The 25,727-nt window shown below is 41.0% G+C and carries 24 protein-coding genes and 1 pseudogene; 19 read left to right on the top strand and 6 right to left on the bottom strand.

From position 1 onward, the window contains the following. Positions 1 to 7: 7 nt before the first annotated feature. Together AC4CUX_RS01395 and AC4CUX_RS01390 are read right to left on the bottom strand one after the other, a co-directional pair. Positions 8 to 307, bottom strand: coding sequence for an AzlD family protein (locus AC4CUX_RS01395; protein WP_005400577.1), 300 nt, complete (start codon positions 305 to 307; stop codon positions 8 to 10). Next, positions 304 to 1,050 carry an AzlC family ABC transporter permease gene (locus AC4CUX_RS01390; protein WP_078426372.1) on the bottom strand — a complete coding sequence of 249 codons (747 nt, stop codon included), beginning with the start codon at positions 1,048 to 1,050 and terminating at the stop codon, positions 304 to 306. Before AC4CUX_RS01390 ends, AC4CUX_RS01395 begins: the two co-directional genes overlap by 4 nt. A 162-nt stretch (positions 1,051 to 1,212) precedes the next feature. Between AC4CUX_RS01390 and AC4CUX_RS01385 the strand changes: the two genes are divergently transcribed. Continuing rightward, positions 1,213 to 1,668, top strand: coding sequence for an Lrp/AsnC family transcriptional regulator (locus AC4CUX_RS01385; RefSeq protein WP_201951928.1), 456 nt, complete (start codon positions 1,213 to 1,215; stop codon positions 1,666 to 1,668). Between the two features lie 88 nt (positions 1,669 to 1,756). On the opposite strand, the gene AC4CUX_RS01380 is transcribed toward AC4CUX_RS01385, so the two are convergent. Next, complete coding sequence (locus AC4CUX_RS01380; protein WP_114836828.1) at positions 1,757 to 2,269, bottom strand: hypothetical protein; 513 nt, start codon at positions 2,267 to 2,269, stop codon at positions 1,757 to 1,759. 429 nt (positions 2,270 to 2,698) lie between these two features. Here AC4CUX_RS01380 and AC4CUX_RS01375 point away from each other — a divergent pair, with 429 nt between their 5' ends. The 4 genes from AC4CUX_RS01375 to AC4CUX_RS01360 all read left to right on the top strand — a co-directional run bounded on the left by AC4CUX_RS01375 (position 2,699) and on the right by AC4CUX_RS01360 (position 6,720). Further along, positions 2,699 to 3,865: an ATP phosphoribosyltransferase regulatory subunit gene (locus AC4CUX_RS01375; RefSeq protein WP_078388960.1), complete on the top strand. Its 1,167-nt coding sequence runs from the start codon at positions 2,699 to 2,701 to the stop codon at positions 3,863 to 3,865. A 69-nt stretch (positions 3,866 to 3,934) separates the two neighbouring features. After that, a complete protein-coding gene (locus tag AC4CUX_RS01370) occupies positions 3,935 to 5,254 on the top strand; it encodes an adenylosuccinate synthase (RefSeq protein ID WP_114836827.1) in 1,320 nt (439 codons plus the stop codon). 200 nt (positions 5,255 to 5,454) lie between these two features. Beyond that, positions 5,455 to 5,760 carry a hypothetical protein gene (locus AC4CUX_RS01365; protein ID WP_004696180.1) on the top strand — a complete coding sequence of 102 codons (306 nt, stop codon included), beginning with the start codon at positions 5,455 to 5,457 and terminating at the stop codon, positions 5,758 to 5,760. Positions 5,761 to 5,946: 186 nt separating this feature from the next. Next, positions 5,947 to 6,720, top strand: a complete 774-nt coding sequence (locus AC4CUX_RS01360; protein ID WP_004982314.1) for a M48 family metallopeptidase — start codon at positions 5,947 to 5,949, stop codon at positions 6,718 to 6,720. A 125-nt stretch (positions 6,721 to 6,845) separates the two neighbouring features. Here the strand turns inward: AC4CUX_RS01360 and AC4CUX_RS01355 are convergent, their stop codons facing one another. Further along, entirely contained in the window at positions 6,846 to 7,895 is a 1,050-nt protein-coding gene (locus AC4CUX_RS01355) for an NADP(H)-dependent aldo-keto reductase (protein WP_078388958.1), read from the bottom strand. Positions 7,896 to 8,083: 188 nt separating this feature from the next. Continuing rightward, the gene (crp, locus tag AC4CUX_RS01350; RefSeq protein WP_004696183.1) at positions 8,084 to 8,791 is read right to left on the bottom strand and encodes a cAMP-activated global transcriptional regulator CRP; all 708 of its coding nucleotides are present in this window, start codon (positions 8,789 to 8,791) and stop codon (positions 8,084 to 8,086) included. Between the two features lie 147 nt (positions 8,792 to 8,938). Between crp and AC4CUX_RS01345 the strand changes: the two genes are divergently transcribed. The 3 genes from AC4CUX_RS01345 to AC4CUX_RS01335 all read left to right on the top strand — a co-directional run bounded on the left by AC4CUX_RS01345 (position 8,939) and on the right by AC4CUX_RS01335 (position 13,846). Continuing rightward, the gene (locus AC4CUX_RS01345) at positions 8,939 to 9,361 is read left to right on the top strand and encodes an OsmC family protein (RefSeq protein WP_004982311.1); all 423 of its coding nucleotides are present in this window, start codon (positions 8,939 to 8,941) and stop codon (positions 9,359 to 9,361) included. 390 nt (positions 9,362 to 9,751) lie between these two features. Continuing rightward, positions 9,752 to 12,331 carry an ATP-dependent chaperone ClpB gene (gene clpB / locus AC4CUX_RS01340; RefSeq protein ID WP_201951924.1) on the top strand — a complete coding sequence of 860 codons (2,580 nt, stop codon included), beginning with the start codon at positions 9,752 to 9,754 and terminating at the stop codon, positions 12,329 to 12,331. Positions 12,332 to 12,559: 228 nt separating this feature from the next. After that, positions 12,560 to 13,846 (top strand): DUF945 family protein, encoded by a 1,287-nt coding sequence (locus AC4CUX_RS01335; protein ID WP_201951921.1) that lies wholly within the window; start codon positions 12,560 to 12,562, stop codon positions 13,844 to 13,846. Positions 13,847 to 13,969: 123 nt separating this feature from the next. Here the strand turns inward: AC4CUX_RS01335 and rlmKL are convergent, their stop codons facing one another. Further along, positions 13,970 to 16,174: a bifunctional 23S rRNA (guanine(2069)-N(7))-methyltransferase RlmK/23S rRNA (guanine(2445)-N(2))-methyltransferase RlmL gene (rlmKL, locus tag AC4CUX_RS01330; protein WP_201951918.1), complete on the bottom strand. Its 2,205-nt coding sequence runs from the start codon at positions 16,172 to 16,174 to the stop codon at positions 13,970 to 13,972. A gap of 231 nt (positions 16,175 to 16,405) precedes the next feature. On the opposite strand from rlmKL, the gene AC4CUX_RS01325 reads away from it, so the two are divergent. The 11 genes and pseudogenes from AC4CUX_RS01325 (at position 16,406) to AC4CUX_RS01275 (ending at position 25,690) form a co-directional block, all read left to right on the top strand. Beyond that, a complete protein-coding gene (locus AC4CUX_RS01325) occupies positions 16,406 to 16,759 on the top strand; it encodes a hypothetical protein (protein ID WP_004696191.1) in 354 nt (117 codons plus the stop codon). Between the two features lie 285 nt (positions 16,760 to 17,044). Further along, complete coding sequence (locus AC4CUX_RS01320) at positions 17,045 to 18,061, top strand: aspartate carbamoyltransferase catalytic subunit (protein WP_148825756.1); 1,017 nt, start codon at positions 17,045 to 17,047, stop codon at positions 18,059 to 18,061. 10 nt (positions 18,062 to 18,071) lie between these two features. Continuing rightward, positions 18,072 to 19,307 (top strand): dihydroorotase, encoded by a 1,236-nt coding sequence (locus tag AC4CUX_RS01315; protein WP_201951915.1) that lies wholly within the window; start codon positions 18,072 to 18,074, stop codon positions 19,305 to 19,307. A 160-nt stretch (positions 19,308 to 19,467) separates the two neighbouring features. Further along, a complete protein-coding gene (locus tag AC4CUX_RS01310) occupies positions 19,468 to 20,925 on the top strand; it encodes an OmpA family protein (protein WP_201951911.1) in 1,458 nt (485 codons plus the stop codon). Between the two features lie 112 nt (positions 20,926 to 21,037). After that, positions 21,038 to 21,331, top strand: coding sequence for a hypothetical protein (locus tag AC4CUX_RS01305; protein WP_227557031.1), 294 nt, complete (start codon positions 21,038 to 21,040; stop codon positions 21,329 to 21,331). Between the two features lie 32 nt (positions 21,332 to 21,363). Further along, complete coding sequence (locus AC4CUX_RS01300; RefSeq protein WP_005402019.1) at positions 21,364 to 21,978, top strand: IS607 family transposase; 615 nt, start codon at positions 21,364 to 21,366, stop codon at positions 21,976 to 21,978. Continuing rightward, positions 21,975 to 23,129, top strand: coding sequence for an RNA-guided endonuclease InsQ/TnpB family protein (locus tag AC4CUX_RS01295; protein ID WP_005402020.1), 1,155 nt, complete (start codon positions 21,975 to 21,977; stop codon positions 23,127 to 23,129). Before AC4CUX_RS01300 ends, AC4CUX_RS01295 begins: the two co-directional genes overlap by 4 nt. Before the next feature lie 181 nt (positions 23,130 to 23,310). Then, positions 23,311 to 23,688 (top strand): hypothetical protein, encoded by a 378-nt coding sequence (locus AC4CUX_RS01290; RefSeq protein ID WP_490792116.1) that lies wholly within the window; start codon positions 23,311 to 23,313, stop codon positions 23,686 to 23,688. A 33-nt stretch (positions 23,689 to 23,721) separates the two neighbouring features. Next, positions 23,722 to 24,812 (top strand): IS4-like element ISAba1 family transposase gene (locus AC4CUX_RS01285; protein ID WP_088631513.1). Its coding sequence is split into 2 segments (ribosomal slippage): positions 23,722 to 24,262 and positions 24,262 to 24,812, totalling 1,092 coding nucleotides; the frame shifts between segments, so codons are not numbered across the junction. A 20-nt stretch (positions 24,813 to 24,832) separates the two neighbouring features. Then, positions 24,833 to 25,213, top strand: a pseudogene (locus AC4CUX_RS01280) (DUF1311 domain-containing protein); the annotation flags it as partial. 72 nt (positions 25,214 to 25,285) lie between these two features. After that, on the top strand, positions 25,286 to 25,690 hold the full coding sequence (locus tag AC4CUX_RS01275) for a transposase family protein (RefSeq protein WP_000669095.1): 405 nt from the start codon (positions 25,286 to 25,288) through the stop codon (positions 25,688 to 25,690). Positions 25,691 to 25,727 lie beyond the last annotated feature (37 nt).

Raw genomic sequence — 25,727 nt, 5'->3', positions numbered from 1 at the left:
AAGTTTATTAGATGAGCACGGTACGCAATAATGCCGCGCTCAGCATACTAATTACAACGGTTGGTAGTAGTGAAAAGCGTGAAGCTGCAATCAAAGTGATGGCAATGGCGAGTAGATCTGCGACATTGTCTTTGACAAAATAAGGTGCAATCACTGAAATCAGCACGCAGCCTGGAACAACTTCCAAAATCTTTCGTTGTTTGTTGCTTAAAGTTTTATTTTTCAGCAAAACATAGCCCAATATACGCGTCAGATAAGTGGTAGCTGCGACCAATAAAATCGCGATAAGTGTAGTGCTGTGGATCATAGCTCATCTTCCTGAATAAATAAGAAAGCAGAAGCGATGCCACAGAGCGCACCAATTGGCACATACCAACCTGTCGGTAAATATAAATAAGCAATGACCGCACTAATTAGACTGATAAGCCAAGGGCGTGCTGTACTGAATCCTTTCCACATGCCACGTAGTAAAACCAGAAATACTGCAGCAAAGGCCATATCAAACCCATAACGGTGAACATCCCCTAGCAAAGGACCAAGAATGGCCCCTAAGCTGGTAAAACTGACCCACATCAAGTACAGGGCAAAACAGATACCTGCGTAGTAGGACATGCTAAAGGCCTGTTGCAACCCGAATTTTTTCTTCTTTTCTGCATCGGCAAGGGCTGCTGCCCAACTTTCATCACACATGAAAAACAGGGCAGGGAAAACCTGTCGATTAGGCAAATGGCGTAAATAGGGCACTAGACTTGCGCCCATGAGTAAGTGACGGCTATTGACTAGGAACGTAATGAAAATTAAAACGACAAAATTTGGTGGATTGGTCCATACTTCGAGCACAGCAAACTCGGAACCGCCCGCAAAATTCAGGCCAGTAAATAATGGAACTTCTAAATGGCTAAAGCCTTTTTGAGTGGCTTGTGTCCCTAAGACCAAAGCAAAAGGAATAATGCCCAGCAGCATGGGGATAGATGTTTTAATACCACGTTTAAACTCGACGTAATCGGTGGAGTCATTGAGTTCTTGAGTCGTATTTCTAAGGGAGAACATTTTAAATCGCCTATGCGTGCTAGGTTTTGGTGCAGTAGGTGAATAAGTTTATGTTTTTTATGAGATATTTTTTGCTTTATTTAGCTTAATATAGAGATTGTTTGGAATAATATGCTGTGATTGGTTAAGTCTGAGCAAAATTATGCTTTAAGGATGGAATTTATGGATCAAACAGATAAGCGGATATTGCAAGTACTACAAACCGACGGAAAACTTCAAAATAATGAGTTGGCTCAGCGCATTGGACTGTCTGCCTCACCGTGTTTAAGACGAGTAAGACAACTAGAAGAAGACGGGATTATTCGGGCTTATGTGGCTTTGGTAGATCCTGCTAAAGTGAATCTGCGATTGACCGTGTTTGCACGCATTTGGCTAAAGAGTCAGGATCCGCAAACGGTGAACCAATTTGTTGAATCGATTCGTGAAGTTCCTGAAGTGGTCGAGTGTCATTTAATGGCAGGGGATTGTGATTTCTTTTTACGTATTGTGGTTGCAGACTTAGACGCCCATCGACAGTTTCAAATCCATCGTCTAAATAAAATCCCCAATATACAAAGTATTAAAACAGAAATTCCATTGCAAAATATCAAACAAACCACAGAACTGCCGATTTGGTAGCTCAAAAGTTGATAGTGAAATCGCCTATGAATCTGGCAGCATGACTCAAAGTGATAAGACTTGTACTCTAGTCATGCTACTTAGGATGTTATGACTCTTCGTTTAAAAAGCCTTCTTTAATTTCTTTAGGCAGATCTGCGTGCCACCATGCATAAATACTGGCTTTAATTTCTTCATCTTCTTCAGGGTCATTTAGAGGTTCATCATCTTCACGAACCAGTTCATCACCTTCAAATTTGAACCAAAACTCCCAAGGATCATCATCACCGCAACCCCATGCTTGCGCATGGATGTCTGGAAGCAAGGCTTTCAGGAAGAATAAAATCGCTTCCATGAACTCATCACCTGATGAACCATGGACAAAGTGTGCGATGGAATAACCCGCGAGGGAGTATAGTGATTCAGGACCTAAGTCAAACTCGATATTATCGACGGTATTTAAAATATCTTCGGCCAGTTCAGCGCCATGTTCTGGATTGATGTCACAGACTAAAGCCGTAAATTGACTCGCATCGCCGCGATGTTCTTGAAATAATCGGTCTAACTTTGACATGATTTGAGCATCTGCATGCCTGTAATATAAGTTGCTATGCATTTCCATCGAATTTTCCCCAAGTAAAAAATATGTGATTAAAAGTGTTATCTGTATAACGCCGTTGTATTTATTGTTGCTGTTAAATTGAGCTGAAGTATAAAAGAATGTGCCTTTTGTGCAAGCACAGGTATAATTGGAAATAAAATATAAAACAAAGTCTTAAATGAATTTTTCCAATCTGTGCAGAGCACTAGGATGAGTTAATATTATTGATTCTGATACTTAGGCATTGTCTAAAGCCATGTTTTGAATGGCTCGCTCAAAATCGGTAAGAATTTATAAAGTTGTTAACGATGACATCGAAACGATAAATTAAATTTTCCGAAATTGTCTAATGCACAGCACATTGTATCGTGATAGACTAAGAGAAATCGGGTGTGCCCCGATTTTTTTATGCGGATTCGTTCCGCGCAGACAAGATTTTAGGTTTACAACATGCCCATTTCAGAGACATGGTTATTACCTGATGGTGTAGCTGATGTACTACCAGAACAGGCGCAAGTGATTGAAACTTTGCGTCGTCAAGCATTAGATTTCCTCGCAACTCGAGGTTATCAGTTGGTGTACACGCCATTCATTGAATACATCGAATCGTTATCTTCTCTTTCAGAATCGAATCAAGATTTAGACTTAGCCACTTTTAAAGTGATTGATCAGCTTTCTGGTCGTTTACTTGGTGTGCGTGCCGATATGACACCACAAGTGGCTCGTATTGATGCGCATGTACATCCAGTTGAAGGCGTTGCTCGTTATTGCTATGCAGGAACAGTCCTACATACCAAACCACAAGGCTTTAATACCACGCGTACACCTTTGCAGTTAGGTGCTGAGCTATTTGGTTCAGACAGCATTGATGCCGATGTGGAACTGATTGATGTGATGATCAGCCTGCTTGAAAAAACAGGTTTTGCAGACGGTATCCATTTGGATTTAGGCCATGTGGGTTTATTCCGTAGTATGGTGAAAGTTGCGGGTTTAAACAAAGCGACTGAACGTCAACTCTCTGATTTATACCAACGTAAAGCTCTGCCAGAATTGGCTGAATTTACCCAAGATTTAAACTTTGGTGCAGACTTTTATACTTTAGGTCGTTATGCAAGTGACTTAGCTGCCTTGCAAACGCATTTAAGTGCAGAAGTCATTGCCGATGCTGAATTTAAGCACGCTTTTGATGCATTAAAAACTACACAATCTGAGATTCAAGCACGTTGGCCAAATCTTCAGATGGGTATTGATGTGGTTGAGCTACGTTCGTATCACTACCATACGGGCTTAATGTATGCCGTTTATGCACCAAACCGTGCTGCGCCATTGGCACAAGGTGGACGTTATGACGGAATTGGTGAGCACTTTGGGCGTGCACGTCCAGCAACAGGCTTTAGTTGTGACTTATATGCACTTAGTGCAGGTCGTTTTCAGCAAAACAGTCTTGTGGTTGCACCCAAAGGTACTCAAACAGATTTGATCCAAGCGATTGAACACACGCGTGCTCAGGGCATGAGCGTGATTCAACTTTTGGGGCAGGATGATTTAACTACGCTTCCATATGCAACGCACCAGTTGGTGAATGTTGCAGGCCAATGGACTGTAGAACAGATTTAATCACTTCTTCAGGTAAGCTAAAACCTGAGAAGTTCTTCAATTTTAACAGCATGATGCAATGAGGCTATTATGGGCAAGAATGTTGTGGTACTCGGTACCCAATGGGGCGACGAAGGTAAAGGTAAAATCGTCGACCTGCTCACAGATCAAGCGGCTGCGGTCGTTCGTTATCAAGGCGGACATAACGCAGGTCATACACTTGTCGTTGGTGGTAAGAAAACTGTATTACACCTCATTCCATCTGGTATTTTACGTGAAAACGTACTGTGCTTAATTGGTAATGGTGTGGTACTTTCTCCTGCAGCGCTCATCAAAGAGATGGACATTCTTGAAAAAGAAGGCGTACCAGTTAAAGAACGTCTACGTATTTCTCCGAACTGTCCACTGATTTTGCCAAACCATATTGCACTTGACCAAGCGCGTGAAATCAAGCGTGGTAATGCGAAAATTGGTACCACTGGTCGTGGTATTGGCCCTGCGTATGAAGACAAAGTTGCACGCCGTGCAATTCGTGTTGCAGATTTGGTTCGTGGTGGCGAGCATCTTAAAGCTCAGTTAACTGAACTTCTTGAATACCATAACTTCCAATTAACACAATTCTACGGCGTAGAAGCAGTTAAATTAGAAGATGTACTTGCGCTGTGTGATCAATGGCGTGAAGTGGTTGCACCACTTGTGATTGATGTCACTACAGAGCTGCATAATTACCGTAAAAACGGTGACAACATCATGTTTGAAGGTGCTCAAGGTTCACTTCTAGATGTTGACCATGGTACATATCCGTATGTAACGTCTTCAAATACGACTGCTGGTGGCGTAAGCTCAGGTTCTGGTTTGGGGCCATTACATCTTGACTATGTATTGGGTATTACCAAAGCATATACAACACGTGTAGGTGCAGGTCCGTTCCCAACTGAGTTGGTTTATGACGCTGCAAATGACGTAGGTGATGCGATTGGTAAGCACTTAGGGACTGTAGGTTCTGAATTTGGCGCTTCTACAGGTCGTCAACGTCGTTGTGGTTGGTTCGATGCTGAAATCCTTCGTCGTTCTGTAGACGTAAACTCACTTTCAGGTATTTGCTTAACTAAACTTGATGTTCTTGACGGTTTAGAAGAAGTGAAAATCTGCGTAGGTTACGAAGCAGCGGATTCTGGTTGTGTTGGTTCTTCTGATGCGCTTGCATTTGAAACTTTAAAACCAATTTATGAAACAATGCCAGGTTGGTCTGAGTCTACCTTTGGTGCGAAATCAATGGATCAATTGCCACAAGCAGCGATCAACTATGTAAAACGCATTGAACAATTAATCGAATGCCCAATCGATATCATTTCTACAGGTCCAGACCGTGAAGAAACGATTGTTTTACGTCATCCATTTGACGCTTAAGCGATAAAGCATTGAGTAAAAAACCCTGTCTCGTACAGGGTTTTTTATTTGTGCGGTACATCTGTGCATGAGCATTACTGCTGTTGATTTAAGCTACTGAGCTGGAATGATTTTCCCGACTAAAGTTGCATGAATAAGCACGACATAATGTATAAGTGCTTGTTAGAATAAAATGCACAATAAACAGATGAGCAGGCAGGATGCAAAAGAATATCGCGGGAACTATTTTTTACTCACTACTTTTTGCTATGGGTGGTGCGCCAACAATCGCGATGATGATTATTCAAGGGCAAACCACCGATCCAGACGTGATTTATAGTGCGCTCATTGGATTGTCTGTGATTATTGCTTGTATCTTAGTGCCGATCATACTGCTCCAAAATGCATTCCTGTTCGCGAAGCGTAAAAGTGCGACCCTTGAGGAAAAAATTGAACCTTTAAGCCACCTGTATTTGGGTTTAAATATTCTGTGTTTGGTTTATTGGCTTTTGATTCAGTTTATGTAACTAGGTTTAAGGTGGTGTGTAGATATCGCTCTAACGCGGAAATTTGGCTTATTGTGCTTAATTGTGAAGATATTTTTACATAATTGCTATGATAAAACGTGGTGATGATATTTAACAATTTAAATCTATTCAATATAATTCAGCACATTATGTAAAATGCTTTGAGATGGATGGAGTTAAGCAATAATGAAAAATAAAATATTAATGAGTTTGTGTGCAGCAAGTGTGGTTACAATTTCAGGTTGTGCAACTTTTGCGGAAGTGGCAGGTGCAGACACTGCAACATTAAATGCAGCAGCAACCCAAGGCTTCAACAAAACTGTGAATGAAGCGCGAAGCACAAAGACCTTAGATACCTCATCTACGACCTATAAGCGTATTTATGGTGTATTCAATCGCTTGAAGCCATATGCCGATCAAATGAATCAAACTGGAACGAAATTTGACTGGCAGTTGGCAGTACTTAAGTCAAATCAGGTCAACGCCTATGTTGCACCTGGTGGTAAGGTGGTGTTCTACACAGGTATTGTAGATAAATTGAACCTAACTGATGCTGAAATTGCAGCGGTGATGGGACATGAGATGGTGCATGCTTTAGAAGAGCACTCGAAGAGTAAGGTTGGTGCGCAGGCATTAACGGATTTGGCATTGGGAATTGGTCTAAGTGCAGCAGGTGTAGGTCAAACGGGTTCGGCAGCAGCACAGCTAGGTAGTCAAATTGGTATTGGCTTGCCATACTCACGTAGCCTAGAAAGTCGTGCAGACCAAGGTGGTTTAATGTTGATGGCTAAAGCAGGCTATAACCCTCAAGCCGCAATTAGTCTGTGGGAAAAAATGAATAAGCTCGATGGAGCAGGCGGTTCTTCATTCCTGTCGACGCACCCCTCAAATAGTCAACGTATTGAAGCAATGCGTAAGAACTTAGCCGCTGCTCAAGCGGTTTATAATCAAAGACGTTAATTCGTTTTGAATAAAAAAGGACGCCAAGGCGTCCTTTTTTAATATCAGTTGATGATTTTGAAAATCATCAATTATTTGTGACAGGTGAAGTAGTGCTTCACCTGAACAGCTAATATAAGAAATATCTATGGCGCAGGATTAGGTTGTTGCTGATGAATAGCTTGAATACCCTGTAAAACATCTTCGGATAAATCAATCTCAAAAGCTTGAATATTTTCTTTCAACTGGTCTAAGTTGGTCGCCCCAATAATCGTACTGGTCACAAAAAATTGCTGCTTGATAAAGGCTAAAGCCAGTTGTGTCGGTGTTAAACCATGTCGTTCAGCCAGTTGCGCATACTGTTCTGTTGCCCATTCACTCTCTGGGTTGCTATAACGACTAAAGCGGCTGAAAAGCGTTACTCGAGCATTGGCTGGGCGTGCACCATTGCGGAATTTACCTGTGAGATAGCCAAAAGCGAGTGGGGAATAGGCGAGTAAACCAATGCCTTCATATTTCGCAATTTCCGACATACCAATTTCATAAGTACGGTTCAATAGGCTATATGGGTTTTGCACACTGACAAATTTAGATAGACCAAGCTGTTCTGCAATCTGTAGAAACTTCATAGTGCCCCATGGCGTCTCATTAGATAAGCCAATATAACGAATACGCCCTTTTTGAATCTCTGTTTCTAATGCTTGTAGTGTTTCTTGCAAAGAGGTCACGGTTTGCGTGTTATGGGCTTCACTGTTTTCATAGCCTAATTTTCCGAAAAAGTTGGTTGGGCGCTGTGGCCAGTGTAGCTGATATAAATCAATATAATCGGTCTGTAAACGCTTTAGGTTGCCATCTAGGGCAGAAGAAATATCGGTTGCATTAAAACGAGTCTGTCCATCACGAATATGACTACCACCTTGCGATGGCCCCGCAATTTTAGAGGCTAGAAATAGCTTGTCTCGACCGCCGCGCTGGGCAATCCATTGGCCAATAATACTTTCGGTTGCACCTTGGGTTTCAGGTTTTGGAGGAACAGGGTACATTTCCGCAGTGTCCCAAAAGTTAATGCCTTGCGCCAAAGCATAGTCAAGTTGCTCAAAGGCTTCAGCTTGAGTGTTTTGCTCACCAAAGGTCATGGTGCCGAGACAAATTTCAGGAACCAAAATACCTGTATCGGCTAAGGGTTTAAATTGCATTCAACATTTCCTTTTATGGACTGCATTTTTTCGGTCGAATTAGGTTACACAGTTATGCCCAGTAGGTTAAATCACTATTTTTACAAAGTTTGTCATGATTTTGTCAAAGCAGAAGCAGATTTAAAGACATAAAAAAAAGCAAATCCTAAGATTTGCTTTTGGCTGTATCAGCTACGAAGAAAAACGGCTTATTCTTCGTCTTCATAGTCATCAGCATTCGCTTTTGACTCTTCTAAAGAGGCATCGAAAATTAAGATGGCTTTACCATCAGTTTCGATCATGCCTTGCTCTTCGAGTGTTTTTAAAACACGACCAACCATTTCACGTGAACAACCGACAATACGTCCAATCTCTTGACGCGTAATACGAATTTGGCGGCCATTTGGTAAAATCATCGCTTCAGGTTGCGAAGATAGGTCGATTAGGCAACGTGCAATACGACCTGAAACATCGATAAATGCAAGGTCAGTCACTTTGCGAGTGGTATTTTTTAGACGGCGTACCAGCTGTGCAAATACTGCATAGCTCAGGTCAGGGTATTGTTTGCTGAGCTCATGGAAGTTTTCATAAGTCACTTCAGCAATTTCGCAGACATCACGGGTACGCACTTCTGCAGTACGTTGTGAGTTTGCTTCGAATAGACCCATTTCCCCAAAAAAATCACCCGCATTTAAATAAGCGACTACGATTTCACGTTCATCGTCTTCACGCAGAATAATGGAGACCGAACCTTTTAAAATCAAATATAAAGATTTAGATTCTGAGCCTGCATCTACGATGGTTGTACGCTTAGGATAACGATTAATATATGCGCGTTTTAATAATGCTTTGACTGACTCGGGGAGTTGACCTGGAGACAGCGCATCAGTGCTTAATTGTGAAAAGCTTGAAGTCATGCTAACGGTTCCGAAAATGGATAAAATATAGATCGCACAGACCTAGGGTGAACTTGTCACACAGTCAGAGCTGAAATTCCTTATCAACTCAATTTATGTTAGTGTACAGTCACTTCGTCAATCTATAGCTTTTTTTAGGTACTTGCAATGCAAACAACTGTTCATTGGTTAGAGAATGTTGCTTTCGAAGCAAAAACTCAAAGTGGTCACAGTGTTATCATGGATGGATCGCCAGAATATGGTGGTGAAAACCGTGGTCCAAGACCAATGGAATTGATCCTGACAGGACTGGGTGGTTGTGCCTCTTTTGACATCGTGACCATACTTAAAAAATCACGCCAAGAAATTACCGATGTACGCTGTGAACTCAAGGCAGAGCGGGCAGATAGCATCCCTGCAGTGTTCACAAAAATCCACTTACATTTCGTGATTACGGGTCATGCGGTGAAGGAAAAACAAGTCGCAAAAGCTGTGGAATTATCGGCAGAAAAGTACTGTTCTGCGAGCAAAATGTTGATGGATGGTGGGGTTGAAATCACCCATGATTTTGAGATTATTGAAGCAAATTAAACGCTGACTTTTAAGTCATTTGAGGCTGATCTGGTGATCGGCCTTTTTCATGCTTCACGCTTTTGTTTTGATTCCGTAAACTGGGACACAATTCATCACACGAATAAATAGAAAAATGCGTTGCTTGTTTGATTAATAATTGATCAAATGATTTTGGTTGTCACGGATTGATAGGTCGTCGTGGTCTTTAATACATAAATAATCTAGGTTGGCGCTTGAAAATAAGACGGAGAAGACCCATCTTATAACCCAGTCTTATGAGTTTATTATTAAGATAAACTAATGAAAAATAAGTTAAAATGTAGAAAAATTAATTAAATTTGAATTGAATTTTGAGCAATTGTTCCCATATATCCATCAAGTTCGAAATTTATTGTGAGGAAAACAAGAATGCGATTTGAAAAATTCACAAACCGCTTACAGCAAGCTCTCTCAGATGCTCAATCACTTGCAGTGGGGAAAGACCATACAGCAATTGAAGGTATTCATATCTTATCAACATTGTTAGATGAAACCTCCAATCTGAGTTTGTTGCAACAAGCGGGTGCCAATTTACCTGCTTTACAAAGCAAATTAAAACAAGCGCTAGCTGATGCACCAACACTGACAAATCCTACAGGGGACGTCAACTTAAGTTCAGAGGCAGTCAAAGCACTGAATTTGGCAGATAGCTTCGCGCAAAAAGCAGGCGATGAGTTTTTGTCTACCGATTGGGTGATGCAAGCCTTGGCCGAAGTGGGGGCAACTAAAACGCTACTCAACAGTGTGGGCGTACAAGCAGACAGCTTACGCCAAGTCATTTTAAAAATTCGAGGTGATGAGAAAGTCATGAGCAACAATCATGAAGATCAACGTGATTCTCTGAATAAATACACCATTGATTTAACTGAACGTGCACTTGCAGGTAAGTTAGATCCTGTGATTGGGCGTGATGACGAGATTCGTCGTACCATTCAAGTTTTGTCGCGTCGTACCAAAAATAACCCAGTGTTGATTGGTGAACCAGGGGTGGGTAAAACAGCCATTGTTGAAGGCTTGGCACAGCGGATTATTAACCGTGAAGTACCTGAAAGCTTACAAGGTAAACGTGTTTTATCCTTAGATTTGGGTTCTTTGCTTGCGGGTGCCAAATACCGTGGCGAGTTTGAAGAGCGCTTAAAAGCAGTACTGAAAGATTTGTCTAAACAAGATGGTGAAGTCATTTTGTTTATTGATGAATTACACACGCTGGTGGGCGCAGGTAAAGGCGATGGTGCGATGGATGCAGGCAATATGCTCAAACCTGCTCTCGCGCGTGGTGAGTTACGCTGTGTTGGTGCAACCACATTGGATGAATATCGCCAATTCATTGAAAAAGATGCTGCACTAGAGCGTCGTTTCCAAAAAGTGTTGGTCGATGAGCCGAGTGTGGAAGACACCATTGCGATTTTACGTGGTTTGAAAGAGCGATATGAAGTGCACCATGGTGTGAAAATTTTAGACTCTGCCATTATTGCAGCAGCGAAAATGTCACATCGCTATATCACCGACCGTCAATTGCCTGATAAAGCGATTGATTTGATTGATGAAGCGGCTTCTCGTATCAAAATGGAGCTGGACTCTAAGCCAGAAGCTTTGGATAAACTTGAGCGTCGTTTGATTCAATTGAAACTGCAACTTGAAGCAGTGAAAAAAGATGAAGATGTAGGTAGTCGTGCGGAAGTCGCTCATCTTGAAAAGCAAATTAGCGAAGTTCAACATGAATACAATGATTTAGAAGAGGTTTGGAAAGCTGAGAAAACTTTAGTTGAAGGCACCAAACAAGTTCAAGCTGAATTAGATCAGGCGCGTATTGCGCTGCAAAAAGCGCAGCGTGAAAACGACTTAGGTGAAATGTCGCGTCTTCAGTATGGTGTGATTCCAGAGCTGGAAAAACGTCTCAATGAAGAAGAAGTCGTTGAGGAAAAAGAAGAGCCAAAACTACTGCGTAACAAAGTCACTGACAATGAAATTGCAGAAGTCGTTAGTGCTGCTACGGGCATTCCAGTGGCTAAAATGATGCAAGGTGAACGTGAGAAACTTCTCCATATGGAAGAGTTCTTACATAACCGTGTCGTTGGGCAGGATGATGCTGTGGTTGCAGTATCCAATGCGGTTCGCCGTTCGCGTGCGGGCTTGTCCGATCCGAACCGGCCAAGCGGCTCGTTTTTATTCTTGGGTCCAACTGGTGTTGGTAAAACAGAGTTGACCAAAGCACTGGCAAACTTCTTGTTTGATAGTGACGATGCCATGATTCGTATCGACATGTCCGAGTTTATGGAAAAACACTCTGTCAGCCGTTTGGTGGGTGCGCCTCCTGGTTATGTCGGCTATGAAGAAGGTGGTGTGTTAACCGAAGCTGTACGCCGTAAACCGTATAGTGTCGTGCTGTTCGATGAAGTGGAAAAAGCACATCCCGATGTGTTTAACATCTTGCTCCAAGTGTTGGATGATGGTCGCTTAACGGATTCGCAAGGTCGCGTGGTTGACTTTAAAAATACTGTGATCGTCATGACATCGAATTTAGGTTCGAGTGATGTGCGTGAGTTGGGTGACAATCCTTTGGATGAAGAAGTGCGAGCAGTGGTGATGAATGCCGTGACGCAACATTTCCGTCCAGAGTTTATCAACCGTATTGATGAGTTAGTGGTTTTCCATTCACTCAAAAAGGCGCAAATTCGTGGTATTGCGGATATTCAATTGGATCGTTTACGTGATCGTTTGGTTGAAAAAGATATGCGCTTAACGGTGGATGATCAAGCCTTTGACTTATTGATTGACGCTGGTTTTGACCCTGTATACGGTGCACGCCCATTGAAACGTGCCATCCAGCAACAGGTTGAAAACAACTTAGCGCAAAAAATATTGTCGGGTTACTATGTGGCCGGAGACAATATTATGATCACTGCACAAGATGGTCAGCTGAGCTTTGACAAAGTGAAAATGAGTTAATCATTTAAACGGTTCATTGAAACTAAAAAACCCAGCTTCGGCTGGGTTTTTTATTACGTGATAGAAATGTTAAAAGATGACACTTTTAAGCAAAAATGTGACGTAAGTTTTCACATTTATGTGATGGGTATGGCATCTAAGTGGTTTATTCGCAAAACAATTATCTTTATTTAAAGATTCTCTTTATAATTTATTTTAATAAAAAACAAACAACTTGAGATAGAAGAAATGACTCAATTGAAGTGGGGTATTGGAGGCGTACTTACGCTTGCTGTGGTCACAGTAGGGGGGAATCTTTATGCGGATAAAAGTTTGAAGGCTTATTATCAACACAGCACCAAACAGTCGAATGATTTAAAGTTGCAATATCAACAATTTCAAATGGGTGCTTTAAATGGCAGTGCGAACTGGACCGCTGAATTAGTACTAGACCCATGTAAACCGAAAGAAGTGATCCAATTGAAGGGGCAGGATCATATTCAACGGAGTTGGAATGGATATGCGATTCGTTCAGATATTAATATTACGCAAGCACCCGGCGCACTTCAGTCTTTGTTGAAGGAACCACTTAAAGTACAAAGCAAAGTGAATTGGTTGGGTACTTTGAATAGTACCTTGACTACGCCAGTGATTACCCGTAATGAAGCTCAACTCCAGTCTAGATTAGACCCGATGACATTAAAGTTTCGGGCAAAACCGATCGAACAGCAGTTAAAGATACTGGATTTACAGCTTGAAATTCCGAATCTAACAGTCACCGATCCAAATATACATTTGCAAATGGTGGGGCTAAAGCTAGAAAGTAACCAAGGGCTGAATGGTGAGTATCTTGAGGCGGGTGAAACCAAAATTAAGATGGATCTGCTGAAAATGTCAGATCGAAATATCAATAAACCTACCAATGCCGAACTAAAGAATTTTAGTATAGAAACGCAAAGTGAACTGACAGACCGAGTTGTAAACACTGAAATGTTATTGCGTCTAGATGAAATGAAAATGCCTTCAGCGCCCGCTGTCCAAAACGTACAGTTTAATTTTAATGTACTCGATATAAACCGACAAAAATTGCAGACGTTGTTTGATATTTTGGCGAAAAGTGAAAACAGTTGTTTGGCAAAAGAGGCAATGGAAAAAGATATGGAGCCTGCTTTATTGGCAGTGATTAATGAAGGTTTCCGTTTTGAATCAAAAGAGAACCAATTTGCTATTGGGGAAGGGGTTGCACAAGCGAGTGTGACGGGGCGTATTATGCCGAGCCACCAATCGACGGTGATGGGTATGGTGAAAATGATGCCGAGTTTAATGGAATACAGAGCAGATATTCAGTTTGATAAAAATATGATCTCGCGCATCATGAATAATTATCTGCAAAAAGGAGGCATCAGCATGTCTGATCAAGAGATCGAAAGCATGCTTTCGACGATGCAGAGTTCAGGGCAGGTGAAACGTGAAGGGAATGTCATGAAAATGTCAGTTGATTACAAATATGGGCAAACCAATTTCCTGACTGAATAATGTAAAAGATGATGATCTAACATAATAAAAGGGACGTATTTCGTCCCTTTTTTATATCTGAAAATTGTCTAATGCAAAATTTAGCGAAGATGAAAGACCTGCTGGTATTTCATCTTCAGTGCATTAGTTTTTTGGATGGGTAATTTTCCATGCACGGTGGATTTTTTGATTGCGCTTGAAATCAGGCCCAATGGTTTCACTGGTAATTTCTTCGACATCAAAGAATGCTAAAATTTCTTCGTCCATTTCAAAACCACGGTAGTTGTTCGAGAAGTACAAAGTACCATCCGTGGTTAAACGGTTCATTGCACGTTTAAGCAATGATAAATGGTCGCGTTGTACGTCAAAGGTACCGTAGAATTTCTTCGAGTTTGAGAAAGTCGGTGGGTCAATAAAGATCAGCTCATATTGCTCATGACCTTCTTTTAACCACTCAAAACAGTCGCTGGCAAAGAATTGATGTTGTTCATCAGCATGGTCGACCGTTAAGCCGTTCAAGACGAAGTTCTCTTTAGACCAGTTCAAATATGTATTTGAAAGATCGACGCTGGTGGTACTTGCCGCACCGCCTAAAGCTGCATGTAAGCTGGCTGTAGAGGTATAGCTATATAGGTTTAAGAAGTGCTTACCACGCGCTTCTTGTGCAATGCGTAAACGCATTTGACGATGGTCTAAGAACAAGCCGGTATCTAAGTAATCAGTTAAGTTCACTAAGATTTTTGCTTTGCCTTCTTGCACGATAAAACGCTTAGAAGCCGTACTTTGCTTGGTATATTGAGTTTTACCTTCTTGGCGAGCACGTGTTTTGATAAAGATCGCATCACGGCCTAAACCTGTTACAGCACGAATCGCCTGTAAAGCAAGATTGAAACGTTTCTTGGCTTTTTCAGGATCGATTTTTTTCGGTGGCGCATATTCTTGGACGTGTAAACGTTCACCATACAAATCGACTGCGACGTTAAAGTCTGGAAGGTCAGCATCATATAAACGTAAACAGTGAATGTTTTCTTTTACTGCCCATTTCTTTAAGGTCTGCATGTTCTTTTGTAAACGGTTAGCAAAGTCTTCAGCGCCTTCAATTGCTTCAAATTGCTGAGGCTGCCATGTTTCCAAGAACGGCTTGATCACTGCAACAGGTTTAACTGAACCTGAACGAACGTAAATTGGCAGTTTACCATTCATCAAACGCATGGTTTGCGGGTCATTCAGGGCCAATACATCGGCTTGCTCGACGGCTGCGGCGATAACTGCTGCGGTTTGATTTGGGAAGTTCTTTTGCAGCAAAGCAGATAAGCCTAAATATAAAGCACGGTTTGAGGCTTTATCACCCAAACGCTCACCATAAGGTGGGTTGGTCACAATAAAGGCTGTTTTTCCTTCGGCTTCAAAGTTTGGCCAGTCGGCTAAAGTACGTTCTTCGATTTGGATCTGGTCTAGTAGACGCTCAAAACCCGCAGCAATAATGTTTTGCTTGGTGGCTTTTACCGCTTCCCAGTCTGCGTCAAATGCGTAGAACTTAGGGAGCGGTTGTTCCAAAGCTGCTTGATGGCGTTCAGCTGCTTCCGCTTTAATGCTCATCCACAGATCATGGTCATGGCCATTCCAGCCATTGAAACCGAAACGACGAACTAAACCCGGTGCACGGTCAGTCAGCATCATTAATGCTTCAATAATGAACGTCCCAGAACCACACATTGGGTCAAGGAAAATATCGGGTCTTTTTGTAAGGAGCTTGGCTTTTTGTAAAATCGCAGCGGCTAAGTTTTCTTTAATTGGGGCATCGGTCATATAACGACGGTAGCCACGTTTATGTAATGAATCACCAGATAAGTCTAAACAGTAGGTGTGTTCAGTTTTGCCTGCGAGTGCATAAATGGTAATTTCAGGTTGCTTAATATCAATACTTGGACGCTTACCAACAGCTTCCATGAATGAATCGACGATACCGTCTTTTACGCGTAGAGTTGCAAACTGGCTGTTCACCTTAATTTCACGTTCAATATGTAAACGAACGGCGAAGGTGCTTTGTGGTGCAAAAATTAGCGACCAATCAAAGTTCATTGCACCTTCGTAGAGCTCTTCAGCGACATCACGTGCATCATGGCTAAATTCCAGCTCATGGACATGAATTGGTGTGAGTACACGCGAAGCAAGACGCGACCACATACAAATGCGATAGGCATGTTCCAGTGTACCTTTGAAAACTAAACGCCCAGGAAAACGTTCAATGTTTTGAACACCTAAACCTTCTAATTCTTCTTGGAGTAAGGTTTCTAAGCCATCGGCACACGTAACCCAATAGCTGCTTAAACGCGAAGCGGTTTTCATAAATTTGAGAGACCAAAATAAAACAAAATAAACTCGCTAAAGTTTAACGTATTTTGCCTCTGAATGGTTTTTTAAATATGCTTCTACTCAGCGGAAATATCAAAATAAATGAATCACCATGTGAACAATAACGTTTTTGGTACGTATTTTGCTAAATCCTTGCAAGTTTAATTTGCTGACTGATTTCTGATAGATCGTTAGTAAATATTTTTCACTTGAAAGGGGATGAATATGTCGACCAAGTTAGATCGCGGTGTTGTAAGTCATGCTGATGCTTTTTCAATTGCAACTTTACTTTATGCACGTCTGCGCCGTGTATCGGGGCGTGTAATTGATGTGATGTATTTGGTGGAAAACCCAAGTTATGCACGTCAAATGGCAGAGCTTGCTTTAAGTACAGAAGATGCTGAACTGATTCGATTGGTGAGTCGTTTAGACAGTGTCATGGATGTTTTTAACTATGAAGAAACCGCCGTGATCGAAAAACCTAAACAGGTCGACACGACACGACATGAGTTGGAAGCCACTGAAGAAGAAATCTACCGTGCCCAGGTGTCACATCACTATATTGGCGCTTTACGATAAGAATCGCTGAAGTTGGATCGCTCTCGCAAGAGAGCTTTTTTAAATGTCCGCTTGGATAAATGAGATAAGAAACTCTATAGAATTGATATTTATAGCAATTTGATGAACTCCGAATTTGGCTAATTTAGCCTTTGATGGTTTAATTTAACTGGTTGAAATAATAGATAAGAATTTCATAATCTTAGTTTTGAAGCCGATGATAATTAAGGCAATTGTTTTAAACTGAGGTCCAAATCAAAAAGAAAATCTGTATAATGCGTTAACTTAACGTACAAGGAATCTCTCATGCACTTGGCAGCATTGCATACTCCGAGTCAGATTCAACTCAACCAAGATGGTCATCTCAAACACTTCCTCACCATCGAAGGTCTTTCTAAAGAAACTCTTACAAAAATATTGGACACCGCGCAGTCCTTTTTTAATGACCAAAATCAGCTGATTACCAACAACCTCTTAGAAGGTCGAACGGTAATGAACCTTTTCTTTGAAAACTCAACCCGTACTCGTACCACTTTTGAAGCAGCGGCAAAACGTCTTTCTGCAAATGTATTAAATATCGATATCGCACGTTCAAGTACTTCCAAAGGGGAGACGCTTAGAGACACTTTGTGGAACTTAGAAGCGATGGCTGCGGATATTTTTGTGGTACGCCATTCTTCCTCGGGTGCGGCACATTTTATTGCCCAAACCGTCTGTCCTCATGTTGCAATTATCAATGCAGGTGATGGCCGTCATGCGCATCCAACACAAGCTATGTTGGACATGCTGACCATTCGCCGTGAAACCAAAAAGAAATTTGAAGATATTTCAATTGCCATCATTGGTGATATTAAACACTCACGCGTGGCGCGTTCAGATGTTGCTGCATTACAAACACTGGGGTGTAAGGACATTCGTGTAATTGCACCGAACACGTTGCTGCCATACGGCTTTGATGAATACGGTGAAGGTGTACGTCTATTTAATAACATGGAAGCAGGGATTCAAGACTGCGACGTGATTATTACCTTACGCATTCAAAATGAACGCATTGATTCGCCTGCGCTGTCATCTCAAGCTGAATTCTACAAAATGTACGGTTTAAACAAAGAACGTCTTGCAATGGCAAAACCTGATTGCATCGTAATGCATCCGGGACCTATGAACCGTGGTGTAGAGATTGATTCCAGTATTGCCGATGGTCCACAGTCTGTGATTTTAAATCAGGTGACCAACGGAATTGCTGTACGTATGGCAGTTTTGGCACTTGCAATGCAAGGTCAACTGCAAGAGCAAGGTTTGTTAGACGCAATTGCGGTATAAGGAATAAGTCATGACTGTTGTAAAAATTGAAAATGTACGTGTTCTTGACCCAATTCATCAAACAGATGCGGTTCAAACGGTATATATCGAAAATGGCAAGTTGGTTGCTGAAACAGCCAATGTCACTGAAACAATTGATGGTCAAGGCAAGTGGTTGATGCCAACGATGGTGGACTTATGTGCACGCCTACGTGAGCCAGGTCAGCAGCAGCACGGGACATTAAAATCAGAAGGTCGTGCTGCGCGTGAAAATGGTATTTTGCATGTGTTTACACCGCCAGACTCAAAACCGATTGTGCAAGATAATGGTGCTTTGATTCATGGTTTGATGGAAAAAGCGATGTTGGATGGCGGCATTTATCTTGAAGTGATTGGTGCTCAAACCCAAGGCTTACAAGGCAACCAACCTGCAAATATGGCGGGTCTCAAAAAGGGTGGTTGTACAGCCGTTTCAAATGCCAATGCGCCTTTTGCAGATGACGATGTGGTGCTGCGCACTTTAGAATACGCAGCAGGCCTTGGTATGACTGTGGTGTTTTATGCCGAAGAACCGCAAATTGCCAAAGATGGCTGTGTCCATGAGGGCTTTGTGGCATCGCGTCAGGGCTTACCGACCATCCCTGCGATTGCCGAAACCATTGCGATTGCCAAGTATTTGTTAATGATTGAAGCGACGGGTGTTCGTGCTCACTTTGGCTTATTGTCTACAGGCGCTTCTGTCGATTTGATCAAAATCGCTAAAGATAAAGGCCTGCCAGTCACTTGTGATGTGGCAATGCATCAGCTGCATTTAACAGATCAGTTGATTGATGGATTTAACTCACTTGCACACGTCCGTCCTCCGTTACGTGCTGAGTCGGATAAAGAGCTCCTGCGCCAAGGTGTGAAAAGTGGAGTGATCGACGCGATTTGTACGCATCATGAACCGCTGAGTAGCTCTGCAAAGCTAGCACCATTTGCTGAAACACAGCCAGGCATTACCGCTTTTGATACCTATGTAGCTTTCGGTGTGCAATTGGTGCGTGAAGGTTTATTTAGTCCTTTGGAATGGGTCGAAAAAGTCACCATTGCACCTGCCACGGTAGCCAATATGCTTGAACGTTGGTCTGCTGAAGCTGGCTGGGTGTTGGTTGATCCTGAGTTAGACTGGATTGTGAATAAAGACAATATTTTGTCACAAGGTAAAAATACACCTTTGATCAATCAAGTGGTGAGAGGAAAAGTTCTAAAAACTTTTGCAGCTTAAATATTGCATTAAATGTGGATTAAAAAGTCAGCTTCGGCTGGCTTTTTTATTGGGCCTAGATAAAAATGATGCAAATACAATATTTTACAAAGTATAAAAAATGAACAGATAAACTGAAAAATGACGATGAAAACAATGAGAAAAAGTGGGGTAAGACTTCATGAATGTCGATTTTATGGATTTACTAAAACAAAATATCTCTGCAATTGTTTTAGAGGGTGATACACAACATTTACTTGAAAAAAATCAAGCGATTCAGTCCTTTTTACCAATTTTACTGTCTATATTAAAGTCAAAATCTGAACTGATTTCTGCATTTCAGCAGCAGTTGAATCCACGTCTCAATGATGCTTTTGCCTCGAATGTCAGTCTCAAGCAACAGTTTTTGGAGCATGTCCGTGGGGCAGTATCGGCAGATGAAATTGAAAGTACCTTGAGCCGTTCAATTACACCTGCATTAGCATTTTTAGCCACAGAGGCAGGCTCTTCAGAACCTGAAGCGATTTCCCATTTACTACAGGTCAACACAGATTCTATTAGTCGTGCGTTACCTGAGTGGGCAAGTGCATTACTGGCCGGATTAGGGGTAAATACCTTACAAGGACAAGCTACACATGTTGCACCTGCAAGTGTACATACCACAAAAGTAGATGAGAAACGGTCATTTTTACTGCCAATTTTGGCTTTAATTATTTTTGCGGCATTGTTTGCTTTTATTTTTAGGGCCTGTACCGACAAAGTCACGACTGAAACAGCACCAGTTGCAAATGTGAATGCCAGCCAACCCGCTAAATTTCAAATCACCACAGGGGCAACAGGAGACTTGGTCACCTGCCAAATTTTCTCAGCCAATGCTGCTTATGTTGAAATTTTACAAAAAGAAGTGAAGCAAATTTTTAATAACAGCATCGGCTGTGGTGCAGATATGCAGAGTATGTATCACACTGAATTTATCGACCAAGATGCAATACCCAGTGTAATCAGTGCATTGAAAGGTGTACCGAATGTAAATTTAACATGGTTTGGCAATCAGTTATCGATTCAATCGCAAGATCCAGCCAATGCACTTAAAGTGGCAGATCAAATTAAACCTTTACTACACAATATGACGGTTGTGACTCAGCAACCACTGGATGTAAACCGTGCCGTGGATACCAGTATTAGTGATGCTGAGCGTGCGCTGGCAGAAATTAATCCTGAGCAAGTTCGAGCACTAGACGTTGCCACGGCATTGAATTTGCAAATTATTAACTTTGATACAGCTTCATCGGCGATACCTGATGTCAATAAGTCGATTTTGGATCAGGCCGCAGCGCTGATGCAAAAAGCACCGCAAGTCAAACTGACCGTGATGGGGCATACAGATGCAACGGGAGATGCGGCAGTCAATAAAACCTTGTCGCAAAATCGAGCACAAGCGGTGGTGGATTATTTAATTTTTAAAGGTGTCGATCCTGCGCAATTGCGAGCGATTGGATATGGCCAAGAAAAGCCAATTGCAGACAATCAAACCGATGAAGGCAAATTTAAAAACCGTCGTATTGAGTTTGAGGTTTTAAATACAGACTCTGGTGTGGTGCGTGAAGTGGACGACCATGGTGTTGAAAAGGTCAACTAAACGATATTTTTAACCCTGCTACGGCAGGGTTCTTTTATATAGCTACTCGCATAAAAGCTTATTTTTTGGTTAAATACGCTGCGAAAAACAACAGCCTTATGGTTTTATAACAATGATGAAGAAAACAATTTTTGCCAGTCTAATCTTGAGCAGTTTATTTTTAAGTGCTTGTAACCGAACAGAGAATAAAACAGAAACGGTTGCTGAACCGCAAGAAATGTCAGATTGGAGTTGTACGGCTCCTGCCAATGTCGAACAAATTCAAGCGCATTTAAAAGCTGAATACTTAAAAGCCCTAGACCGCCGTCTGCGTGATAGCCGTGAATATGAGGCCGATGAAAAATTATTAACGCAGATTAATAACGGTATTCGCTTTGAAATTAAAGGGTTTGTAACTGCTAATTGAAATCTACTTATTTCTATACTATTATATACAACATGAGTAAATATGTAAGCATTAGCGTTGCAGCTAAAACATTAGGTGTTTCCATTCAAACATTAAGGCGTTGGGATGAAGAAGGCACTTTGGTTGCAGATCGAACCCCTAAAAATCATAGACGATATGATCTGAGTAAGATCACGCCTGAGCAAATACACAAGCCCGATAGTCAACTTCAAAGGAAAACCATTGCATACGCAAGGGTATCGAGTCATGACCAAAAAGAAGATTTAATTCGACAGCAACAAGTTCTTGAAATGTACTGTGCAAATCAAGGTTGGACGTTTGAATTAATCTCCGATCTTGGTTCGGGTATGAACTATAGAAAAAAAGGCTTAAATAAGCTGCTAGAAGCAATCATGAATGATGAAATCGGACGTTTGGTTTTAACGCATAAAGATCGCTTATTGCGGTTTGGTGCTGAGTTGGTTTTTGCCTTATGTGAAGCTAAAAGCGTGGAGATCGTCATTCTTAATAAGGGTGAAAATTTGTCTTTTGAGGAAGAACTTGCTCAAGATGTTTTGGAAATCATTACAGTGTTTTCGGCAAGATTATATGGTAGTCGTAGTAAGAAAAACCAAAAGTTAATACAGGCAGTCAAAGACGCACTATGAGCCGATTCATACGAGGGCATGTAATCCAATTACTGCCAAATAATAAGCAAGCAAGTCATTTCGCTCAAGCGAGTGGTGTTGCTCGTTTGTCGTATAATTGGGCTTTAAAAGAATGGCAACGTCAATATAAAGCAGATAAGGAATATAGAGATCAGTGTGACTATTATGGCGTTCAGGTGGATAAAAAACTTCTAAATAAACCATCCGAAGCTAAAATAAGAAAGCACTTAAACTCGTTCAAGCGTGAGAAATACCCTTTCATGCTTAAAGTGACCAAATGTGCGCCACAACTTGCGATTAAGCAATTGGGTAGTTCATTTGATCGTTTTTTTAATGGTCAATCCAAATATCCAAAGCCTAGAAAAAAAGGCGTAGATGATCGCTTCTCATTATCAAATGACCAATTCAGCATTAAAGATAGAAAAATTAGTATCCCAAACTTGGGTTGGGTAAAAATGACTGAGGATTTGCGTTATCAAGGAAAAATATTATCAGCGAAAATATTTAAACAGGGTGGTAAGTGGTTTGCTTCGATTGCTGTTGAATTAAATCAGCCTGAGAAACTTCACCCCAAAACAGGTTTATCTGTTGGTATTGATTTAGGTGTTTCCAGTCTTGCCACTTTATCTAATGGCGAGGTTGTTCCATCAAGTGCGCCACTAAAGAAACAGCTTGCCAAGTTAAGACGACTTGCTAAGTCTTTTAGCCGTAAAAAGAAAGGTAGTCAAAACAGAGAAAAAGCGAAAACCAAGCTCTCTCGTTTGCACTACAAAATATCATGCTTGAGAAAAAACAATCTTCATCAAGTCACATCTGATTTAGTTAAGCGATTCGATCTGATTGCGATTGAGGATTTAAATGTGAAAGGTATGGTACAAAACCGTAAGCTCTCAAGAGCCATATCGGATATGGGCTTTTATGAGTTCAAGCGACAGTTGATTTACAAGGCTAAACAGCATGGCAAATCAATACTTTCTGTTGGACGATTCTTTCCAAGCAGCAAGATGTGTTCGAATTGTGGTGAATTAAACCAAAACCTGACACTTGCAATGCGTGAGTGGCGATGTTCATGTAACACCCTGCATCACAGGGATATTAATGCTGCCATCAATATTCTAAAACATGCAGATAAAGAATTGGTGGCTACATAAGCCACCAATGGCGGTGAGTTACACCGTGACAGCCTATGGAATTGAGGTAATCCCAAGCGCAATAGCAATTGGTTCTTGATGATGAAGTAGGAATTAAACATTAAACCCACGTAAGTAGGTTTAAGTAGGTTTTAAATAACGGTTTTCAACGACCACAGAAAAGCCTGATACAGCGAAGCAATTGGACTGCGAAAGCCAGTTGGTGGTGATTTTCCCGAAAGGGTTACAGAAACGTGCTGAAAATGCGTTTTTAGCACGTCCATGCGAAGAGTGTGAGGACGGTTATCAAAGTACTTTGCGTGATGTCTTAGAAGAGGGGGAATATTCACTCAACTTAGACAACGATCAGCTACAAGGTGCATTTAGCTATAACATCATTAAAACGGATAAAGAAGGCATTAGTCTGAATGTACCGAACCAAAATGGCGTGATTGATGGTGTAGTGTTGGTGACGCAGCATGCGGTTCAGTTTGCGGCATATGAAAAAGAAAATGCAGAAATACAAAAGAATATAAAACAATCTCTGTACACGACAAAAATAGATAACTCATTGAAATAATGTCATAATAATTGTTTTCTAACGACGAATACTATGACACATCTCAATGAGTTATATCTTATCTTAAACAAATATCTAAAATGGAACAAGTCACATTTAAAGTGCTTTGCGCTCATCATGCTTGTGATTATTTTAAAGCAAACATGTAATCTTTCTTCTGCATCTAAAGCCTTGCCCATCAAGTGCTTACCACAATCATTTTATCGACGTATGCAGCGCTTCTTTGCAGGTCAGTATTTTGATTATCGTCAAATTTCTCAGTTGATTTTCAATATGTTTTCATTCGACCAAGTGCAACTGACTTTAGATAGAACCAATTGGAAATGGGGAAAACGAAATATTAATATCCTGATGCTCGCAATCGTTTATCGTGGAATAGCGATACCTATCCTTTGGACATTGCTTAATAAACGTGGAAATTCAGATACGAAAGAGCGCATTGCTTTGATTCAACGCTTTATAGCCATTTTTGGTAAAGACCGTATTGTGAATGTGTTCGCAGACAGAGAGTTTATCGGTGAGCAGTGGTTTACATGGTTAATTGAACAAGACATCAACTTCTGCATTCGTGTTAAAAAAACTTCATTGTCACCAATCATTTAGGAAAGAATCATAAAATTAGTGATTTATTTCGCCATCTTAAAGTTGGTCAAATTGAATGTCGTAAACGACGGATTTTGGTTGGTCGGGTGAAACTATATATAAGTGCACTACAGTTAGAAAATGGAGAGCTTTTACTCGTCGTTTCTCCTCAGTTTAATGCCAATGCTATTCAGGATTATGCATTACGCTGGGAAATTGAAACCTTATTCAGTTGTCTCAAAGGACGCGGGTTTAATCTTGAAAATACGCGCTTGACAGACCCTAGACGAGTGAAAAAATTGATTGCGGTGTTAGCTATAAGCTTCTGTTGGTGTTACTTAACGGGTGAATGGCAACATGATCAAAAAAAAGTGATAAAAATAAAGAAGCATGGACGACTCTCAATGAGTTTATTTCGCTATGGTTTAGACTATGTTCAAATGGCGATTCAGCGTTTAATTGGTTTTGGGAAAAAAGAAGAGTTTAAGGAAATTTTGGCAATTTTAAGAAGGCAGAACCCTGATAGGATAAGGGTTCTGTGAAATTTGTCGTGTACAGAGTAAAACAATATAATGTGCAAGAAGTTGCGCAGATGGAACTGGCACAGAAAGCCATGAATATTCGTAAGAAGGAATTGGACGCTGACCAAGTCAAAGTGGTGGAACGTCTGAACCAAACTTGGGACAATTTCACTGAGGAGCAAAAACAGCAGCTACAACAAGACCAAACGGATTGGTTTGAAAAACGTGATGTGGACTGTAAAGTGATTTCTCAAAAAAGTGTCTACCAAATGACGGATAGTGAAAAAGAAACCTATCAAAAGCAGTCGCAATATTGGGATGATGCTTTACGTGCCCAAGATCAACAATTGCAATATACCAAGTGCTTTAACCAAAAAACCAATGAGCGCATTGTGTATTTAAATAATAGACTTCCGTCATAAATCAAAAAACGTACAATTTATTTGATCTTAAATTAATCAGCAAAATTATTTAATTCAAGAGATAATCCTTGGATGAAATTCAAAGATATTCAAAAATTATCAAACGTTAAGTTTCGTAGGCTTACCGGTGTTAGTTGGGCTACATTTAACCTCATGTTGGCCGAGCTAAATAAGCATTTACCTCGTCATATTGGTAAAGGACGACCGCATAAATTACCGTTGGAAGATCGTTTGCTCTTATGTATAGAATATTGGAGAGAATATCGAACATTTTTCCATCTTGGTATGAGTTACGGTGTATCTGAAACGAGTGCAATTCGTATCACACGTGTTATTGAAGATACCTTAATCCGTTCTGGAAAATTTAACTTGCCAAAACAACTTCCTAATCGAGATGAAGTGGATTGGGAAGTTGTTGTGATTGATGCAACTGAAATATTAGTTCAACGTCCAAAAAAAACAGAAGAAATGGTATAGCGGTAAAAAAAAGCGACATACCTTTAAATTTCAGCTA

Source organism: Acinetobacter sp. 231_lipA (assembly GCF_058243005.1).
Note: the sequence above shows the minus strand (reverse complement) of the source record. Positions and strands in the feature narration are given on the sequence as shown.

What these genes read in the sequence shown, in the direction of transcription:
- AC4CUX_RS01390 (WP_078426372.1), bottom strand. Translation starts at nt 1,050, where the DNA reads ATGTTCTCCCTTAGAAATACGACTCAAGAACTCAATGACTCCACCGAT.
- AC4CUX_RS01335 (WP_201951921.1), top strand. Translation starts at nt 12,560, where the DNA reads ATGACTCAATTGAAGTGGGGTATTGGAGGCGTACTTACGCTTGCTGTG.
- AC4CUX_RS01300 (WP_005402019.1), top strand. Translation starts at nt 21,364, where the DNA reads ATGAGTAAATATGTAAGCATTAGCGTTGCAGCTAAAACATTAGGTGTT.
- AC4CUX_RS01380 (WP_114836828.1), bottom strand. Translation starts at nt 2,269, where the DNA reads ATGGAAATGCATAGCAACTTATATTACAGGCATGCAGATGCTCAAATC.
- AC4CUX_RS01345 (WP_004982311.1), top strand. Translation starts at nt 8,939, where the DNA reads ATGCAAACAACTGTTCATTGGTTAGAGAATGTTGCTTTCGAAGCAAAA.
- AC4CUX_RS01360 (WP_004982314.1), top strand. Translation starts at nt 5,947, where the DNA reads ATGAAAAATAAAATATTAATGAGTTTGTGTGCAGCAAGTGTGGTTACA.
- AC4CUX_RS01375 (WP_078388960.1), top strand. Translation starts at nt 2,699, where the DNA reads ATGCCCATTTCAGAGACATGGTTATTACCTGATGGTGTAGCTGATGTA.
- AC4CUX_RS01355 (WP_078388958.1), bottom strand. Translation starts at nt 7,895, where the DNA reads ATGCAATTTAAACCCTTAGCCGATACAGGTATTTTGGTTCCTGAAATT.
- AC4CUX_RS01370 (WP_114836827.1), top strand. Translation starts at nt 3,935, where the DNA reads ATGGGCAAGAATGTTGTGGTACTCGGTACCCAATGGGGCGACGAAGGT.
- AC4CUX_RS01275 (WP_000669095.1), top strand. Translation starts at nt 25,286, where the DNA reads ATGAAATTCAAAGATATTCAAAAATTATCAAACGTTAAGTTTCGTAGG.
- AC4CUX_RS01395 (WP_005400577.1), bottom strand. Translation starts at nt 307, where the DNA reads ATGATCCACAGCACTACACTTATCGCGATTTTATTGGTCGCAGCTACC.
- crp (WP_004696183.1), bottom strand. Translation starts at nt 8,791, where the DNA reads ATGACTTCAAGCTTTTCACAATTAAGCACTGATGCGCTGTCTCCAGGT.
- AC4CUX_RS01325 (WP_004696191.1), top strand. Translation starts at nt 16,406, where the DNA reads ATGTCGACCAAGTTAGATCGCGGTGTTGTAAGTCATGCTGATGCTTTT.
- AC4CUX_RS01385 (WP_201951928.1), top strand. Translation starts at nt 1,213, where the DNA reads ATGGATCAAACAGATAAGCGGATATTGCAAGTACTACAAACCGACGGA.
- AC4CUX_RS01305 (WP_227557031.1), top strand. Translation starts at nt 21,038, where the DNA reads ATGATGAAGAAAACAATTTTTGCCAGTCTAATCTTGAGCAGTTTATTT.
- clpB (WP_201951924.1), top strand. Translation starts at nt 9,752, where the DNA reads ATGCGATTTGAAAAATTCACAAACCGCTTACAGCAAGCTCTCTCAGAT.
- AC4CUX_RS01310 (WP_201951911.1), top strand. Translation starts at nt 19,468, where the DNA reads ATGAATGTCGATTTTATGGATTTACTAAAACAAAATATCTCTGCAATT.
- AC4CUX_RS01295 (WP_005402020.1), top strand. Translation starts at nt 21,975, where the DNA reads ATGAGCCGATTCATACGAGGGCATGTAATCCAATTACTGCCAAATAAT.
- AC4CUX_RS01365 (WP_004696180.1), top strand. Translation starts at nt 5,455, where the DNA reads ATGCAAAAGAATATCGCGGGAACTATTTTTTACTCACTACTTTTTGCT.
- rlmKL (WP_201951918.1), bottom strand. Translation starts at nt 16,174, where the DNA reads ATGAAAACCGCTTCGCGTTTAAGCAGCTATTGGGTTACGTGTGCCGAT.
- AC4CUX_RS01320 (WP_148825756.1), top strand. Translation starts at nt 17,045, where the DNA reads ATGCACTTGGCAGCATTGCATACTCCGAGTCAGATTCAACTCAACCAA.
- AC4CUX_RS01315 (WP_201951915.1), top strand. Translation starts at nt 18,072, where the DNA reads ATGACTGTTGTAAAAATTGAAAATGTACGTGTTCTTGACCCAATTCAT.